The organism is Pseudomonas sp. P5_152 (assembly GCF_033989915.1).
In the GTDB taxonomy this organism is placed as follows: domain Bacteria; phylum Pseudomonadota; class Gammaproteobacteria; order Pseudomonadales; family Pseudomonadaceae; genus Aquipseudomonas.
In genome coordinates, this window is the sequence record NZ_JASFAH010000002.1 from 1,488,692 (window position 1) to 1,504,808 (window position 16,117).

Sequence of the window (16,117 nt, forward strand, 5' to 3'; positions counted from 1 at the left end):
TGCTATGCTTAGTCAAACAACCGTCATATTGCTCGCAGGCATACCCCGCTGGGTGCCCCAAGCATCTGATTGCAATCGGCTTTTCCAGAAAATGAACCGATGGCACGCATTTCGCTCTAAATCTGCACCAAACACGCTGTAACCCAGCTTGTCAGACAGCATTCCTGCTTGGGGGCGCACGCCATATGAAATCTCCAACCCAGACCCACGCAATTGATTTTGATAGCGCCAAATTGCAACGCCTGGGTTTTGGCCAGATCCCGCCCCTTGTGGAACGCCCTGCGAGCCTGAGCCAGTTGCGCCAGCAAATGGGCCTGCAATTGCAAACCAGCCTGGAACCGCAACGCATCCTCGGCCTGTTTTTTCGCGAAGTTCAGCGCCTGGTTCCACTGGACGCCCTGCACTATCGGCACGAGTCCAGCGAGTTGCGCCTGGAGCTCGGCCAGCGCGGCCATCACTCGGTGAGCTACAGCCTCAGCCATCAGGGTGAACACCTGGGTGAACTGGTGTTCCGGCGCAATCAACGCTTCAGCGAGCAGGAGCAGGCCAACCTCGAAGCCCTGCTGGTGCCCTTGTTGTTCCCGATGCGCAACGCCCTGCTGTATCGAGCGGCGACTCAAAGCGCACTGCGTGACCCCCTGACCGGTACCGGTAACCGTATCGCCATGGATCAGACCCTGGAACGGGAAATCCACATGGCCCGACGTCACCAGCAGCCTTTGTCCCTGCTGATGCTGGATATCGACCACTTCAAGCGCGTCAATGACGGCCACGGCCACGCTGCTGGCGACCAGGTGCTCAAGGCCGTCGCCACGTCGATCAAGAACCAACTGCGCAACGTCGACATGGTGTTTCGTTTCGGTGGCGAGGAGTTTTTGATCCTGCTGTCCAATACCACCCGCGAAGCTGCGGCCATGGTCGGCGAACGCCTGCGATACAGCGCACAGGTGGAGGATTATCGGGTTGAGGGCAAGCTGATCGAGCTGACCGTCAGCCTCGGCTGCTCGACCCTGCTCCCCGCAGAATCGGCCGAAAGCCTGCTGCGCCGCGCTGACAGTGCGCTGTACGTGGCCAAGCGCGAGGGGCGTAATCGCCTGGCGATGGCGGGATAATCCCCCGACACCCTGCTTGAGAATGTCAGGGGTCGCCGCGCAACCCAACGCAGGCTGCGCCAGCTGCTGCAGGAGCCGCGCCGTCAGCCTTCCGCCATCGCCATTCGCCCACGGACTACGCTGGGCTTGTGGACGTACTCCAGTTGCAGGCAGCGCTCCAGGAACAGGTACATATAGTCGTAGCTTTTGCACACGGCTAGGCGCAGCTCTTCCTGCAGCGCCTTGCTGGGGTTTTGGCCGGCGAGCGTGCAGATGATCTCCAGCGCCTCCCAAGGATGAGCATCGTCGTACTGCGCGTGCATTTTCAGCCACTTCATGGCGCGTTTGCGTTCCTCATCGGCAAATGACGCCGCATAGATCCCATTGGAACAGACCAGCGCCGCCCACTCCCCCGTCGCTCCCTCGATCGCATAGTTGGTGGCGGCGATGGCCACGATCAACGAGTCGGACGAACTGGTATGCCAGCACCAATGACTCAGCGCATGCAGCTCCGGCGCCACTTGTTGCGCCTGCAAATCTTCCAGACTCACGCCATGGGCACGACTCCAATGCAGCCAATAGTCGGCATGATTGAGTTCTACCCGGATATTGCGCATCAACCAGCGGCGTGCCATGTGTTCGCCCGGGTGCCGGGCAAAGCGGGTCTTGGTCAGGTTCTGCGCCATATACAGCGCAAATTGTTCCACCACCGGCCAGCCACCAATCAAGTATTGGCGCATGGTCCTGGCGCTGAGTTGGTTGTCGCGCATACGCAGGTAAAGTTCATGTTCGACAACCCGACGCTTGCTCTCGCTGCACGCCTGAATCAATTGCTGAGCCCAGGCAGGATAACTAGCAGCTTCCATAAGCGGGCCGGTTCTGTTGAATGTATCGATCACTGTCGCACTCCTTTTGATTGTGATGGTTAGGGATCGACAGACAACTTCAACGGAACGTACCGGGCGCCTTGAACAACAATGGCCGAGGTCGACTCGGCCGACAGAGCAGGCTGTCAGTGGTAAACAACTGCGGACGTTCAATGTTGTAACCCTGCGCATAATCCACGCCGATTTCCAGCAAGGCCTGCTCGATCTGCGGGGTTTCAACAAATTCGGCAATCGTGCGCTTACCCATGACATGACCAATGTGGTTGATCACTTCGACCATTGCGCGGTTAATCGGGTCGTCCAGCATATCCCTGACGAAACTTCCGTCGATCTTTAGAAAGTCTACAGGTAAGTGTTTCAGATACGCGAACGATGACATTCCGGCACAAAAATCATCTAGAGAAAAGTAGCAACCCAAGCCTTTGAGTTCATTAATAAATTTAATTGCACTGGATAAATTTGAAATTGCACTGGTTTCAGTAATTTCAAAACAAATCATTTCAGGCGGAATACCGTGAATAACAAACTGCTGACGCAAGAAGATTAAAAATTCATCATCACCAATAGTAATGCCTGACAGATTAATCGCACACATCGCCATCGGCCCTTCATGTTGTCGGGCCATACACTGGGCAATTATCTTGAATACATTCTCGACCACCCAGCGATCCAGGGAAGTCATCAAGCCATAACGTTCGGCGGCGGGAATAAAAGAACTGGGCAATATCATTCGCCCGGCTTCGTCATGCAGTCGTAGAAGAATTTCGACATGCCCACCGCCTGTATCGACGTGCCCCAAGGTGGCGATTTCCTGGGAGTACAAACAGAAGCGATTTTCTTCAAGGGCCATGTGCAAGCGCTGCACCCAAGCCATTTCGCCAAAGCGCAGCGACAACTCGGAATCGTCGACATGGTACAGCTGGACGCGGTTACGGCCCTTCTCCTTGGCCATGTAGCACGCCATGTCCGCGGCCCGCAGCAAGGCTTCCAGGGTCGCCGGATTCTGCGCGACGTGCACCAGGCCGATACTGACAGTGGTCACGAATGGCCGGCCTTTCCAGACAAAATGCAGGTTTTGCACGGTCTGGCGCAGGGTCTCGGCGATTTTCTCCGAGGACTCCGGCGAGCAGTTCTCCAGGAGAATGCCGAACTCGTCCCCCCCCAGCCGAGCCAGGGTGTCACCCTCGCGCAAGCCCGACTGCAGCAAGGCACAGATGTGTCGCAGCAACTCATCGCCGGCAGCATGTCCACAGGTGTCATTGACCAGCTTGAATTGATCGAGGTCGAGGAACATCAGTGCATGTCGCCCAGGTTGGCGTGTCAGGTTATGCAGCGCCTGCTCCAGGCGAAATTCGAATTCGCGGCGGTTGGCCAGGCCGGTCAAAGCGTCGTGGGTCGCCTGCCAGGAAAGGTTGGCGATGTATTGCCGCTCCTGGGTCATGTCATGCAACACCAGCACCGTGCCACTGACCTTGCCGGCCGTGTGAATCGGCGAGCCGACCAGGGTCACCGATACCGTACTGCCGTCCAGACGCTGGATCAGCTTGGCGTGTTCGCTGCTGCCACTGAGCTGACCGCTGAGAATGTGCTCGATCAGGGTGAAGCCGTCGGCCTGGGCGTTCTCATCCAGCAGATTGAACAACTCCGCCAGCGGCAGGCCGACGGCCTGTCCAGCCTTCCAGTGGGTCAGTGCTTCGGCCGCCGGGTTCATGTAAGCAATGGCGCCCTCGACATCGGTGGTGATCACGGCGTCACCAATCGACTGCAAGGTAATTTGCGCGCGCTCTTTTTCCAGCTGCAAGGCATCGGCAAAAGCGTGGCGCTGCGCGAGCAGTTTGTGGGTCCGCAGCAAGGCCAGGACAATCAGACCGAGCGCGGTTGCCAGGTTGGTGTACAGCAACCAGCGCAAAATCACCCGCGAGCCCTCGCCCAGCGCATCGCTGAAGGCCTTGGCGGCGGGGGTTACACCTTCATTGATGGCAAATATCCGCGCTTTCCACCGCGCCATGTCCGCTTCGGTGGCCTGGTTGCGGCTGATGCGCTCGTGCATGTCCCGGGCAACAGTGTCCAGCTGGACCAGATACGCATCACCCTCAATCCAACGATCGATAGCGATTTGCAGATAGCTGAAATGGCGAAAATTCAAGTACAGCCAGATCAGGCTCGGTACGTCGTCCGGGTGATTACCCCCCTTGAGAATGCCTAGTCGGGCCGCCTCCAGGTCCGGCGGCTCGCGGTCCAGTGCAACCCGCAGTTCATGGCCACCCTCCGGCACCGTCATGGCCTGCTGGTATTTTCGAAAGATAGATTCGTCGCGGTTGTCAGCATAGAGATTGAGGTAGTAGATCGCGTCTTTCTGGCTCTTGGACCACAGGCTCTCGCCGGCCACATAGCCGCGAACCGCCGACAGCGTATAGAGGCTGACACCACCGAGCAGGGCCTGAAATAGGACGACGGCAATAAACGGCCAGACGATGCCCAGCAGCCGAGGTGTCCCGAGCGTCCTTTTTTGCTTCATGAGGTCCCTTGCGTTAACGCTGCTTGATCGACGTGCAGCCGAAATCGTTACAGCTAGCCTAGGAGGCGATCTCACTCCCGGCAAGCCGCGACATTTTTAATGCTCATACGTGATGAAGCAGTTTGCTGTTGACGGCAACCCCAATGCATTGGAAGTGGCCTGGAAGTAAGTGCCGGCCGCCTTCAGTGCTGTTGCAAATGACCGTACAGCTTGGCGTACAAACCACCCTCCGCGATCAGTTGCTGATGGTCGCCATCCTCGGCAACTTGCCCGCTATCGAACACCAACACCCGGTCGGCCTGCTTCACCGCCGAGAGGCGGTGGGCAATGATCAAGGTGGTCCGCCCACTGAGAAACCGCGCCAGCGCCAGGTGCAGGTTGTACTCGGTGGCGGCATCGAGCGCCGAGGTGGCTTCGTCGAGAATCACCACCTTGGGTTCGGCGAGCACCATCCGGGCAATCGCCAGGCGTTGGCGCTGACCACCGGACAAGCGCACACCGGAACGCCCGACAATACTGTCCAGCCCCTGGGGCAAGCCCTTGACCGTGGCATCGAGTTGGGCGATCTGCAGGGCCTGCCAGCAGGCTTCGTCACTGCGCTCACGGCCCATGGTCAGGTTGGCCCGAATACTGTCGTTGAACAGCGCCGGGTGCTGCAGCACCACCGCGACATGCTCGCGGATGGTTTCCAGACCAATGTCGTGCTGGGTGACACCGCCAAAACGGATTTCGCCGCCCTGGGGGGTATAAAGCCCCAGGAGCAATTGCACCAAGGTGCTTTTACCGCCACCACTGGCCCCGACGATGGCGACTTTTTCTCCGGGCGCAATGGACAAGTTCATCTGGTCCAGCACCGGCTCGTCGCCATAGCTGAAACTCAGGCCTTGCACTTCGATACCGACTGTCTCGCGCCCCTTGAACGGATCGATCCCTCCCGGGTACTGCGGCTCGTCAGCGCGCGACAACAGCTCATTGATCCGCGTCAAGGCACCGCCGGCGGCGTAATAGGCGTATTGCAGATTCAGCAGTTGTTCGACCGGACCGATCATGAACCACAGGTAGCTGAACACCGCCAACATCTGCCCGATGGACAGGTCGGAGAACAACACGGTGAGCATCGCTGCGGCACGAAAGATGTCGATGCCGAACTGGAACAGCAAGCCACTGGCGCGGCTCGACGCATCGGTTTTCCACTGCGAGTTGACCGCATAGTTGCGCACGTCCCGGGCGCGGGCGCCAAGACGACCGAGGAAAAAGCCCTGGCGGTTGCCGGCACGGATTTCCTGAATCGCGTCCAGGGTCTCGGTCAGCGCCTGGGTGAACCGCGAGGTGCTGTCGTTCTCCAGCTTCTTCAGGTGCTTGACCCGCTTGCCCAACTGCACCGTGGCGTAGATCACCAGTGGGTTGAACAGCAGAATCAGCAGTGCCAGCTGCCAGTGCATCCAGACCAGGATCGCCGCCGTGCCCACCAGCGTGAGCATGGCCACGAGGAACCGACTGAGAGTCTCGCCGACAAACTTGTCGACCGTGTCCAGGTCGGTGACCAGGTGGGTGGTGACCGTGCCGCTGCCCAGGCTTTCGTACTCGCCCAGGGAAATGCACTTGAGGCGCTCGATCAGCCGCAGGCGAATGCGATACACAATGTCTTTGGCCAAACCGGCAAACAGCCGAGCCTGCACCACGTTGAACAACAATGCCGCACACCGCAGGGTCAGGGTGATCAGCAGCATCAGGCCGATATAACCGGCGGCGCTTTGCCAGGCCTGGGGCAGCGCGTGGTTCATCACCTTCAGCGCCGCATCACCATTGCCCAGCAACACCTCATCCACCAGCAACGGCAGCAGCAAGGGAATCGGCACGCTGCACAAGGTCGCCAGGACGGCGACACCGTTGGCGATCCACAAGGCTTTTTTATGCCGCAGTGCCAGGCGACGGATGTGTGCCCAACTCAGCCGATCGACTCGCTCCGGTGGCTGTCCAGCGTCAGGCTGGTCATACACAGGCGGCACGCTCCAGCCAGCGGCCGAGCAACGGGGACAGCTCGCTAAGTGGTTGGTAGCCATTGGTCAACAAGGCCAGTTGACCGTTACGCTCGGCCAACAAGGTCGGGAAGCCGGCAATCCCCAGGTCCTGGACCCAGGTGAAATCCGCCGCCGTGGCGGCGTGCTGGTCGGCACGGTCGAAGGCTGCGGCGAATTCGATTCGCGGCAAGCCCGCTTGCTCGGCCAACTCCACCAGCACGCTGGCGTGGGTCACATCGCGCCCCTGTGCATAAAAAGCCTGCTGGATCAGCTTGAGCAACTGCCAGGCGCAATCCGGTGCCAGGCTGCGGGCCGTGACCAGCGCGCGGCAGGCGGGCTCAGTGTCGTAGACAAAACCTTCGGGCAGCGCACCGTCGAGCTTGAATGGTTGGCCAGTGGCGTCGTTGACGGCCTGCCAGTGTTCAAGAATGTAGCGTCGGGTAGTCGGCTCCAGCGCCGCGCCACTGCCCGTGCGCAAACCACCGACCACCAGGTGCACGTCCACGCCGGCGGCCTGCGCCTGCAAGGCCAATGCCTCGGCCACCGGAGCGAACCCCCAGCACCAGGAACACATCGGGTCCATTACATAGAGCAGGCGCGCGGTCATGGTTCAGGCCTCGGTGCTGGATTGCTTGTAGTTGTAACCAATCGGGTGCGGCTGGTTGCGCGCCTTGGCCAATTCGATCTGCTTTTGCCGGTCGATTGCGCTGCGACGGGTTTTCTCGCTCAGCTTATCCCAGCAATGAGGGCAACTGATGCCAGCCACAAAATGCTCGGATGCGCGGTCTTCTACGCTGACGGGGGTGCGACAGGCATGACATTGATCGTAGTCGCCTTCGCTCAAGTCGTGGCGAACGGTGACCCGGTTATCGAATACAAAACAGTCGCCCTGCCATTTGGTTTCTTCCTGCGGCACCTCTTCGAGGTACTTGAGGATTCCGCCCTTGAGGTGGAAGACCTCATCGAAGCCCTGGCTGAGCATATAGCTCGAAGCCTTCTCGCAGCGAATGCCGCCGGTGCAGAACATCGCGACCTTCTTGTGCTTGGCCGGATCGAAGTTGGCTTTGATGTAGTCGGGAAATTCGCGAAAACTGGTGGTCTTCGGGTCGATCGCCCCTTCAAAGGTGCCAATCGAGACCTCGTAGTCATTACGGGTATCGATCAACAGCACTTGCGGGTCGCTGATCAAGGCGTTCCAGTCCTGCGGCTCGACATAGGTGCCGACTTTCTTGTTCGGGTCGACGCCTTCGACGCCCAGGGTCACGATTTCTTTCTTGAGCTTGACCTTGGTGCGATAGAACGGCTGATCGTCGCAGTACGATTCCTTGTGGTCGATATCGTCCATGCGCGGGTCGTTCTTGAGCCAGGCCATCAGGCCGTCGATGCCTTCGCGGCTACCGGAAACCGTGCCGTTGATGCCTTCCTCGGCAATCAGCAGGGTGCCTTTGATGCCGTTGTCGACCATCGCCTGCAGCAGGGGCTCGCGCAGTGCAACGTAATCTTCCAGGGTGACGAACTTATACAGTGCCGCCACGACAATCTGTTGTGTCATGGGTATTTCTCCAGGTGGCTACCCTCGTAAAGGGTGAACCGGATGCGAAAAAAAACGCGCCGGCATAAGCGGCGCGCTGCGTAGTCTAACAAAAATCAGCTGGCCTGTAGGCGATCAGTGCTTGCTGCCGCCGGCACAAGTCGGCGAGGCAGGCGCGGCGCCCGTCTTGGCCCATTCCTCGGGGGTATAGGTGTGCAGCGCCAACGCGTGAAACTCACCCATCAGGTCGCCCAGCGTGGCGTAGACCTTCTGGTGGCGTTTGACGCTGTTGAGCCCGGCGAACTGTTCGCTGACCACTACCGCCTTGAAGTGGGTCTGCAACCCGCGACTGTGCATGTGGCTTTCGTCCAGCACATCCAGGTGCACGGGTAGCAACGCGTTCAGCGTCGTCTCAATACGATGTTGCATGGTCATCACGGGCTCCGGTCAGGGCTTTTTCTTGGCGGCTGCCGCGGCTTTTGGATCAAGTTCGTTGGTCATGTCGGCCAGCAGCTTGTTGACCACCGGTACCGCGCTTTCCAGTTTGGCCTGGGTCATCTGCGCCGACTGCTGAGTCAGCTGAGGCATTTTTTCCAGGACTTTTTTGCCCAGGGGCGACTGGTAGAACGCGACCAGGTCCTTGAGTTCTGATTCGCTGAAGTTGCTGGTGTACAGCTTGACCATGTCCGGCTTGAGCTTGTTCCAGCCAATGGCCTGGTCCAGCGCGGCGTTGGCCTTGGCCTGGTAGGTTTCCAGCAGGGCTTTTTTCGACTCCGGGGCCTTGGTCTGGGCAAAGCGCTGGGCAAACATCTGCTGCACCTGCATGTACACCGGGGTACCCAGCTTGTCGGCATGCGCCAGGGTCAGGAAAGCCTCGGCGCTGGCATTGTGGCTGGCGGTATCGGCGAAGGCCTGGCCGCTGGCGCAGACCAGGGCAACCGCGGTACAGATGGCACGAAGACGGGTCATCGAGTTTCCTTTTCTAGCTGGCGAGGTAAAACCCCAAGGGGAGCCATTCTGCGCCTAAAAAACGCGTGCGCTCAACCCCTCCCCCTTGCCGGGCCTGATTTGCAGCAACCGAACGGTAGAAAAATCGACTGATGGAACCCCCAGCGACATTCAGCACCTAAACTTCGCTATCAACCCTGAAGGAATGTGACCCATGAGCCGTATTGAAACCGACAGCCTTGGCCAGGTTGAAGTCCCGGATGACGCCTACTGGGGCGCGCAGACCCAACGCTCGCTGATCAATTTCGCGATTGGTAGCGAACGCATGCCACTGGCGGTGCTGCACGCCCTGGCGCTGATCAAGAAAGCGGCGGCCCGGGTCAATGATCGTAATGGTGACCTGCCGGCCGATATTGCCCGGCTGATCGAACAGGCTGCCGACGAAGTGCTCGACGGCGAGCATGATGAGCAGTTCCCCCTGGTGGTCTGGCAAACCGGCAGCGGCACCCAGAGCAACATGAACGTCAACGAGGTGATTGCCGGGCGTGCCAACGAACTGGCCGGCAACCCGCGTGGCGGCAAGGCGCCGGTGCACCCGAACGACCACGTCAATCGCTCGCAGAGCTCCAACGACTGTTTCCCCACGGCCATGCACATCGCCACGGTGCAGGCCGTGCAACAGCAACTGCTGCCGTCGATCAACGAACTGTCCGGCGGTCTCGCCGAGCTGGCGGCGCGCCACATGAAGCTGGTGAAGACCGGGCGCACCCATCTGATGGACGCCACGCCGATCACCTTCGGCCAGGAGATGTCCGCCTTCATCGCCCAGCTCGACTACGCCGAGCGAGCCATCCGCAGCGCCTTGCCGGCCGTCTGCGAGCTGGCCCAGGGCGGGACCGCCGTCGGTACCGGGCTCAACTCGCCCCATGGCTTTGGCGAAGCGATTGCCGCGGAGCTCGCCGCCCTCTCCGGCCTGCCGTTTGTCACCGCACCGAACAAGTTCGCCGCGCTGGCCGGTCATGAGCCGCTGACCACCCTGTCCGGCGCCCTGAAAACCCTCGCCGTGACCCTGATGAAACTCGCCAACGACTTGCGCCTGCTCGGCTCCGGGCCGCGCGCCGGTTTCGCCGAGGTCAGGCTGCCGGCCAACGAACCAGGCAGTTCGATCATGCCCGGCAAGGTCAACCCGACCCAGTGCGAAGCCCTGTCGATGCTGGCCTGCCAGGTGCTAGGGAACGACGTGGCGATCGGCTTCGCCGCAAGCCAAGGTCACCTGCAGTTGAACGTGTTCAAGCCCGTGATCATCCACAACCTGTTGCAATCGATCCGCTTGCTCGCCGACGGCTGCAGCAACTTCCAGTTGCACTGCATCGCCGGCCTGGAACCGGATGCCGGGCAAATGGCCGCTCACCTGGAACGAGGCTTGATGCTGGTGACCGCGCTGAACCCGCACATCGGTTATGACAAGTCGGCGGAAATCGCCAAGAAAGCCTACAGCGAGGGGTTAACCCTGCGTGACGCGGCGTTGCAGTTGGGCTACCTGACAGACGAGCAGTTCGATGCCTGGGTGCGCCCGGAAAACATGCTGGAGGCAGGCAAGCAGGGCTGAATCCGCCAGTTGGCACGCTTGCGCAGGTTATACACAATCCCTGTGTGAGCGAGCCTGCTCGCGATGCTCTAAAGTACGCCGCAATTTTTCAACTGATCCGCGTCACCGCCGCCCGCATCCGCCGTGCCCTGAGCCCGGCAATCAGCGACGGCCCCAATGCCACCAGCGCCGAACCCAGTACCACCAGCAACGCGCCGCCATACGCCAGGCCATTGATCTGCTCGGCCTGTACATACTCCGGCCATAACCAGGCCGCCAACGCCACTGCCGCAAAAGTCACCAACGGGGTGATCGCCAGCGTTGCACTGACCCGTGAGGCTTCCCAATGGGCCAGCGCCTCGGCAAACGCGCCATAGGCAACCAGGGTATTGAGGCAGCACGCCAGTAGCAACCAGCCTTGCAGCGGGCTCAACTGCAGCGCCTCCAGTGGATGCACCCACGGCGTGAGCAACAGGGCGCAAAACAGGTAGATCACCATCATCACCTGTAGCGAATTCCACACTGTCAGCAATTGTTTTTGCCCCAGCGCATAGAAGGTCCACACGGTGGAAGCCAACAAAATCAGGAGCACCCCGGCGGTGTAGTCACTCAAGGACGTCAGCAACTCGCTCAGGCGTTGATTGAAAAACAGCCCGAAGCCGAGCATCAGCACCAGCAGGCCAATCCCCTGCCCCAGGCTGAAACGCTCCTTGAATATCAACACACTGCCGATCAGCAACAGGATCGGGCCCACCTGCACCACCAGTTGCGCAGTGCCGGGGCTCAATAGATTCAGGCCCATGAGGTACAGCACGTAGTTCCCCACCAGCCCGAGCACAGCCATCAGCACCAGCCAGCCGCCTTTGGGGCCTAGGGCCTTGCGGCTTGGCAGGCGCCGGGTGGCGGCCAGGTAGGCAAACAGGCACCCGCCGGAAACCAGCAGGCGAAACCAGGTCACCGTGACCGGGTCCATCACCAGCAGCACCTGCTTGAGCTTGATCGGCAGGATGCCCCATAAAAAAGCGGTCAGCAGGGCCAGGAACAGACCATAGACCCAGCGACCGGACGAAATGTGCATGCAAACCCCAGAGCAAGACGGCGAGAAAAGCCCATTCTAGGCTTCCACGCCGGCATCACACAGGGACAGTTGCGCACTAGCCGCTAATAAGACTGTATGGGTCGCTCGGTTCAACGCACCGCTTCGAACAACCCGCTGGCGCCCATGCCACCGCCCACGCACATGGTCACGATGCCGTAGCGCAGGTTGCGGCGCTGCAGTTCGCGCACCAGGTGCCCGACCTGGCGTGAGCCAGTCATGCCGAACGGATGGCCGATGGAGATCGAGCCGCCGTTGACGTTGTACTTTTCGTTGTCGATTTCCAGGCGGTTACGGCTGTACAGGCATTGCGAGGCAAAGGCTTCGTTCAGTTCCCACAGATCTATATCAGCGACTTGCAGACCTTTGGCCTTGAGCAGCTTGGGCACCGAGAACACCGGGCCGATACCCATTTCATCCGGCTCACAACCGGCCACCGTAAAACCACGGAAGAACGCCTTGGGTTTAAGGCCCAGTTGCAGGGCTTTTTCCAGGCTCATCACCAGGGTCATCGAAGCACCGTCGGACAGTTGCGACGAGTTACCGGCCGTCACCGAGCCGTCCTCGGCGAACACTGGTTTCAATCCGGCCAGGCTTTCGTAGGTGGTGTCGGGACGGTTGCAGTCATCACGATCGACAATGCCCTCGAGGATCTGCACCTCGCCGCTGTGCTTGTCCTCGACCTTGTACTTCACCGCCATCGGCACGATTTCATCGTCGAACAATCCGCCGGCCTGCGCCTGGGCAGTGCGCAACTGGCTTTGCAGGGCGTAGCGGTCCTGCTCTTCGCGGCTGACCTGATAACGACGGGCAACGATTTCCGCGGTCTGGCCCATGGGGAAGTAGATACCCGGCACCTGCTCCTTGAGCAACGGGTTGATCAGGTTGTCGGTGTTGACGCTTTTCATGGTCAGGCTGATGGACTCGACACCACCGGCGACAATGATGTCGCTGCAACCCGAAGCGATCTGGTTCGCCGCAATGGCAATCGCCTGCAGGCCGGAGGAGCAGAAGCGGTTGAGGGTCATGCCGCTGGTGCCAGTGCCCAGGCGCGAGAGCACGGCCACGTTACGCCCGATATTGAAGCCCTGGGCACCTTCGTTGGAACCGGCGCCGACGATGCAATCCTCGACGCTGGCCGGGTCGATAGCATTTCGTTGCAGCAGTGCGTTGACGCAATGGGCCGCCATGTCATCCGGGCGAGTCTGGTTGAACTTGCCACGGAAAGACTTGGCCAGGCCGGTTCGCACGCTATCGACGATCACTACTTCACGCATGGCATACCTCATTGTTGTTGTCGTTCAGGGGATTGAATCGAGAATAGATCCACCACCCCGCCGACCGCGACAATCATTCATCCCGCGTATGCAAACCCATGGTGCTCGCTCGAGATCGGCGCAGCCAACATGAATGCAACCTGACACACCGCTATCGCGGGCAAGCCCGCTCCCACAGGTTTCATGCTTGCTTGCAAAATTTGCATGCACCCACAACTACCGTGGGAGCGGGCTTGCCCGCGATGAGGTCGGCGCAGCCAACATGGATGCAACCTGACACACCGTTATCGCGGGCAAGCCCGCTCCCACAGGTTTCATGCTTGCTTGCAAAATTTGCATGCACCCACAATTACCGTGGGAGCGGGCTTGCCCGCGATGAGGTCGGCGCAGCCAACATGAATGGAGCCTGACACACCGTTATCGCGGGCAAGCCCGCTCCCACAGGTTTCATGCTTGCTTGCAAAATTTGCATGCACCCACAACTACCGTGGGAGCGGGCTCGCCCGCGATGAGGCCGGCACAGCCAGCATGGATGCAACCTGACACACCGTTATCGCGGGCAAGCCCGCTCCCACAGGTTTCATGCTTGCTTGCAAAATTTGCATGCACCCACAACTACCGTGGGAGCGGGCTCGCCCGCGATGAGGTCGGCGCAGCCAACATGAATGGAGCCTGACACACCGTTATCGCGGGCAAGCCCGCTCCCACAGGTTTCATGCTTGCTTGCAAAATTTGCATGCACCCACAATTACCGTGGGAGCGGGCTTGCCCGCGATGAGGCCGGCACAGCCAACATGAATGGAGCCTGACACACCGTTATCGCGGGCAAGCCCGCTCCCACAGGTTTCATGCTTGCTTGCAAAATTTGCATGCACCCACAACTACCGTGGGAGCGGGCTCGCCCGCGATGAGGTCGGCGCAGCCAACATGAATGGGCCGAGCCTGACACACCGTTATCGCGGGCAAGCCCGCTCCCACAGGTTTCATGCTTGCTTGCAAAATTTGCATGCACCCACAATTACCGTGGGAGCGGGCTTGCCCGCGATGAGGCCGGCACAGCCAACATGAATGGAGCCTGACACACCGTTATCGCGGGCAAGCCCGCCCCACAGGTTTCATGCTTGCTTGCAAAATTTGCATGCACCCACAATTACCGTGGGAGCGGGCTTGCCCGCGATGAGGCCGGCACAGCCAACATGAATGCAACCTGACACACCGCTATCGCGGGCAAGCCCGCTCCCACAGGCTTCATGCTTGCTTGCAAAATTTGCATGCACCCACAATTACCGTGGGAGCGGGCTTGCCCGCGATGAGGCCGGCACAGCCAACATGAATGGAGCCTGACACACCGCTATCGCGGGCAAGCCCGCTACCACAGGCTTCATGCTTGCTTGCAAAATTTGCATGCACCCACAATTACCGTGGGAGCGGGCTTGCCCGCGATGAGGCCGGCACAGCCAACATGAATGGAGCCTGACACACCGTTATCGCGGGCAAGCCCGCTCCCACAGGTTTCATGCTTGCTTGCAAAATTTGCATGCACCCACAATTACCGTGGGAGCGGGCTTGCCCGCGATGAGGTCGGCGCAGCCAACATGAATGGAGCCTGACACGACGCTTACGACTTGCCAGAGACCTACCCCTACTTGTGTTTCTTGTCGTGCTTGTCGGATTTCTCGAACGCCGCTTCCAGCGCCCGGTTGATGGTGCGCAGCACCTTGACCCGGGCCCAGCGCTTGTCGTTGGCCTCCACCAGGGTCCAGGGCGCGACCTCGGTGCTGGTGCGGTCGACCATATCGCCCACGGCGCCACGGTAGTCGTCCCATTTTTCGCGGTTACGCCAATCGTCCTCGGTGATCTTGAAGCGCTTAAAGGGGATCTGTTCGCGCTCCTGGAAACGCTCCAGCTGGGTCTGTTTATCGATGGCCAACCAGAACTTCACGACGATTACATTGGAGGCATCGAGTTGCTCTTCGAAGTCGTTGATCTCGCCATAGGCGCGCATCCAGTCGGCCGGCGTACAGAAGCCTTCGATACGTTCCACCAACACCCGGCCATACCAGGAACGGTCAAAGATGGTGAACTTACCCCGCGCCGGAACGTGCCGCCAGAAGCGCCACAGGTAAGGTTGCGCACGCTCTTCCTCGGTCGGCGCGGCAATCGGCACGATGCTGTACTGCCGCGGATCGAGCGCCGCGGCCACCCGACGGATCGCCCCGCCCTTGCCTGCCGCATCATTGCCCTCGAACACCGCGACCAATGCGTGCTTGCGCATGCGCTTGTCCCGCAGCAAGCCGGCCAGCCGTGCCTGCTCGGTAATCAACTGCTCTTCATAGTCTTTCTTGCCCAGGTGCTGGCTCATGTCCAGGGCATCCAGCAGCCCGCGCTGGTCCACGCTGGTGGTCAGTGGCGCGGCGCTGACCTTATCCGGCTTGAGGTTGGGCCGCTTGAGGGCGGCCTGCAGGCCGGCGAGCAGGATCTTGCCTACCGCCAGGCTACGATAGTGCGGGTCGACGCCTTCGATAATGTGCCATGGCGCGTAATCGCGGCTGGTGCGGCGGATCACCCGCTCGCCGTACTTCACGAACTTGTCGTAGGTCTGGGACTGCTGCCAGTCCAACGGGCTGATGCGCCAGCTGTGCAGTGGGTCGTCCTGCAGCGATTTGAGGCGGGCCTTCATTTGCTGCTTGGACAGGTGAAACCAGAACTTGAAGATCAGTGCGCCTTCGTTGCAGAGCATTTTCTCCAGGCGTTCCGCACCGTTGATTGCCTGGTCCAGCACCGCGTCCTTGAACAAGCCGTGAACCCGACCTTGCAGCATCTGGCTGTACCAATTGCCGAAGAACACCCCCATACGGCCCTTGGCCGGAAGCATCCGCCAATAGCGCCAGGCCGGTGGCCGCGCCAGTTCTTCATCGGTCTGCTGGTCGAAGGTGCGCACTTCGATCAGCCGCGGGTCCATCCACTCGTTGAGCAATTTGACCGTCTCGCCCTTGCCGGCGCCTTCGATACCGTTGATCAGCACGATCACCGGAAAGCGGTCCTGCTGCTGCAACTCGAACTGGGCTTCGAGCAAGGCTTCACGCAGCGCCGGTACTTCGGCCTCATAGGTTTCTTTATCGATCGCGTGACCGATTTCGGCAGATTCGAACATGAGTGG

Annotated in this window: 12 protein-coding genes; 2 read left to right on the plus strand and 10 right to left on the minus strand. The window is 60.1% G+C overall.

The window, feature by feature from the left end; translation table 11 throughout:
- Positions 1-185 precede the first annotated feature (185 nt).
- The gene (locus tag QMK50_RS06540) at positions 186-1,112 is read left to right on the plus strand and encodes a GGDEF domain-containing protein (protein ID WP_320332808.1); all 927 of its coding nucleotides are present in this window, start codon (positions 186-188) and stop codon (positions 1,110-1,112) included.
- Between the two features lie 83 nt (positions 1,113-1,195).
- Here the strand turns inward: QMK50_RS06540 and QMK50_RS06545 are convergent, their stop codons facing one another.
- The 7 genes from QMK50_RS06545 to QMK50_RS06575 form a co-directional block, all read right to left on the minus strand.
- Positions 1,196-1,957 (minus strand): TenA family transcriptional regulator, encoded by a 762-nt coding sequence (locus tag QMK50_RS06545; RefSeq protein ID WP_413787293.1) that lies wholly within the window; start codon positions 1,955-1,957, stop codon positions 1,196-1,198.
- Positions 1,958-2,036: 79 nt separating this feature from the next.
- On the minus strand, positions 2,037-4,496 hold the full coding sequence (locus QMK50_RS06550; RefSeq protein ID WP_095168010.1) for an EAL domain-containing protein: 2,460 nt from the start codon (positions 4,494-4,496) through the stop codon (positions 2,037-2,039).
- A gap of 182 nt (positions 4,497-4,678) precedes the next feature.
- Positions 4,679-6,496: an ABC transporter ATP-binding protein gene (locus QMK50_RS06555; RefSeq protein ID WP_320332810.1), complete on the minus strand. Its 1,818-nt coding sequence runs from the start codon at positions 6,494-6,496 to the stop codon at positions 4,679-4,681.
- Positions 6,489-7,091, minus strand: a complete 603-nt coding sequence (locus QMK50_RS06560; RefSeq protein WP_174244628.1) for a DsbA family protein — start codon at positions 7,089-7,091, stop codon at positions 6,489-6,491. Before QMK50_RS06560 ends, QMK50_RS06555 begins: the two co-directional genes overlap by 8 nt.
- A gap of 36 nt (positions 7,092-7,127) precedes the next feature.
- The gene (locus tag QMK50_RS06565; RefSeq protein WP_320332811.1) at positions 7,128-8,069 is read right to left on the minus strand and encodes a rhodanese-related sulfurtransferase; all 942 of its coding nucleotides are present in this window, start codon (positions 8,067-8,069) and stop codon (positions 7,128-7,130) included.
- A 114-nt stretch (positions 8,070-8,183) separates the two neighbouring features.
- The gene (locus QMK50_RS06570; protein WP_320332812.1) at positions 8,184-8,483 is read right to left on the minus strand and encodes a BolA family protein; all 300 of its coding nucleotides are present in this window, start codon (positions 8,481-8,483) and stop codon (positions 8,184-8,186) included.
- Positions 8,484-8,495: 12 nt separating this feature from the next.
- Positions 8,496-9,017: a DUF2059 domain-containing protein gene (locus QMK50_RS06575; protein WP_095168002.1), complete on the minus strand. Its 522-nt coding sequence runs from the start codon at positions 9,015-9,017 to the stop codon at positions 8,496-8,498.
- 193 nt (positions 9,018-9,210) lie between these two features.
- On the opposite strand from QMK50_RS06575, the gene QMK50_RS06580 reads away from it, so the two are divergent.
- The gene (locus QMK50_RS06580; RefSeq protein ID WP_320332813.1) at positions 9,211-10,605 is read left to right on the plus strand and encodes a class II fumarate hydratase; all 1,395 of its coding nucleotides are present in this window, start codon (positions 9,211-9,213) and stop codon (positions 10,603-10,605) included.
- Between the two features lie 88 nt (positions 10,606-10,693).
- Here QMK50_RS06580 and QMK50_RS06585 read toward each other — a convergent pair whose 3' ends face one another.
- The 3 genes from QMK50_RS06585 to pap all read right to left on the minus strand — a co-directional run bounded on the left by QMK50_RS06585 (position 10,694) and on the right by pap (position 16,111).
- Positions 10,694-11,662, minus strand: a complete 969-nt coding sequence (locus QMK50_RS06585; protein WP_095167999.1) for a DMT family transporter — start codon at positions 11,660-11,662, stop codon at positions 10,694-10,696.
- Positions 11,663-11,772: 110 nt separating this feature from the next.
- Positions 11,773-12,957, minus strand: coding sequence for a thiolase family protein (locus QMK50_RS06590; protein WP_159997374.1), 1,185 nt, complete (start codon positions 12,955-12,957; stop codon positions 11,773-11,775).
- Between the two features lie 1,642 nt (positions 12,958-14,599).
- Entirely contained in the window at positions 14,600-16,111 is a 1,512-nt protein-coding gene (pap, locus tag QMK50_RS06595) for a polyphosphate:AMP phosphotransferase (protein ID WP_095167995.1), read from the minus strand.
- Positions 16,112-16,117: the final 6 nt, after the last annotated feature.

Bases quoted from the DNA above. Each gene is read 5' to 3' on its own strand.
- QMK50_RS06570 (WP_320332812.1), bottom strand. From the start codon at position 8,483: ATGACCATGCAACATCGTATTGAGACGACGCTGAACGCGTTGCTACCC.
- QMK50_RS06560 (WP_174244628.1), bottom strand. From the start codon at position 7,091: ATGTGTTCCTGGTGCTGGGGGTTCGCTCCGGTGGCCGAGGCATTGGCC.
- QMK50_RS06565 (WP_320332811.1), bottom strand. From the start codon at position 8,069: ATGACACAACAGATTGTCGTGGCGGCACTGTATAAGTTCGTCACCCTG.
- QMK50_RS06580 (WP_320332813.1), top strand. From the start codon at position 9,211: ATGAGCCGTATTGAAACCGACAGCCTTGGCCAGGTTGAAGTCCCGGAT.
- QMK50_RS06590 (WP_159997374.1), bottom strand. From the start codon at position 12,957: ATGCGTGAAGTAGTGATCGTCGATAGCGTGCGAACCGGCCTGGCCAAG.
- QMK50_RS06540 (WP_320332808.1), top strand. From the start codon at position 186: ATGAAATCTCCAACCCAGACCCACGCAATTGATTTTGATAGCGCCAAA.
- QMK50_RS06550 (WP_095168010.1), bottom strand. From the start codon at position 4,496: ATGAAGCAAAAAAGGACGCTCGGGACACCTCGGCTGCTGGGCATCGTC.
- QMK50_RS06585 (WP_095167999.1), bottom strand. From the start codon at position 11,662: ATGCACATTTCGTCCGGTCGCTGGGTCTATGGTCTGTTCCTGGCCCTG.
- QMK50_RS06575 (WP_095168002.1), bottom strand. From the start codon at position 9,017: ATGACCCGTCTTCGTGCCATCTGTACCGCGGTTGCCCTGGTCTGCGCC.
- pap (WP_095167995.1), bottom strand. From the start codon at position 16,111: ATGTTCGAATCTGCCGAAATCGGTCACGCGATCGATAAAGAAACCTAT.
- QMK50_RS06545 (WP_413787293.1), bottom strand. From the start codon at position 1,957: ATGGAAGCTGCTAGTTATCCTGCCTGGGCTCAGCAATTGATTCAGGCG.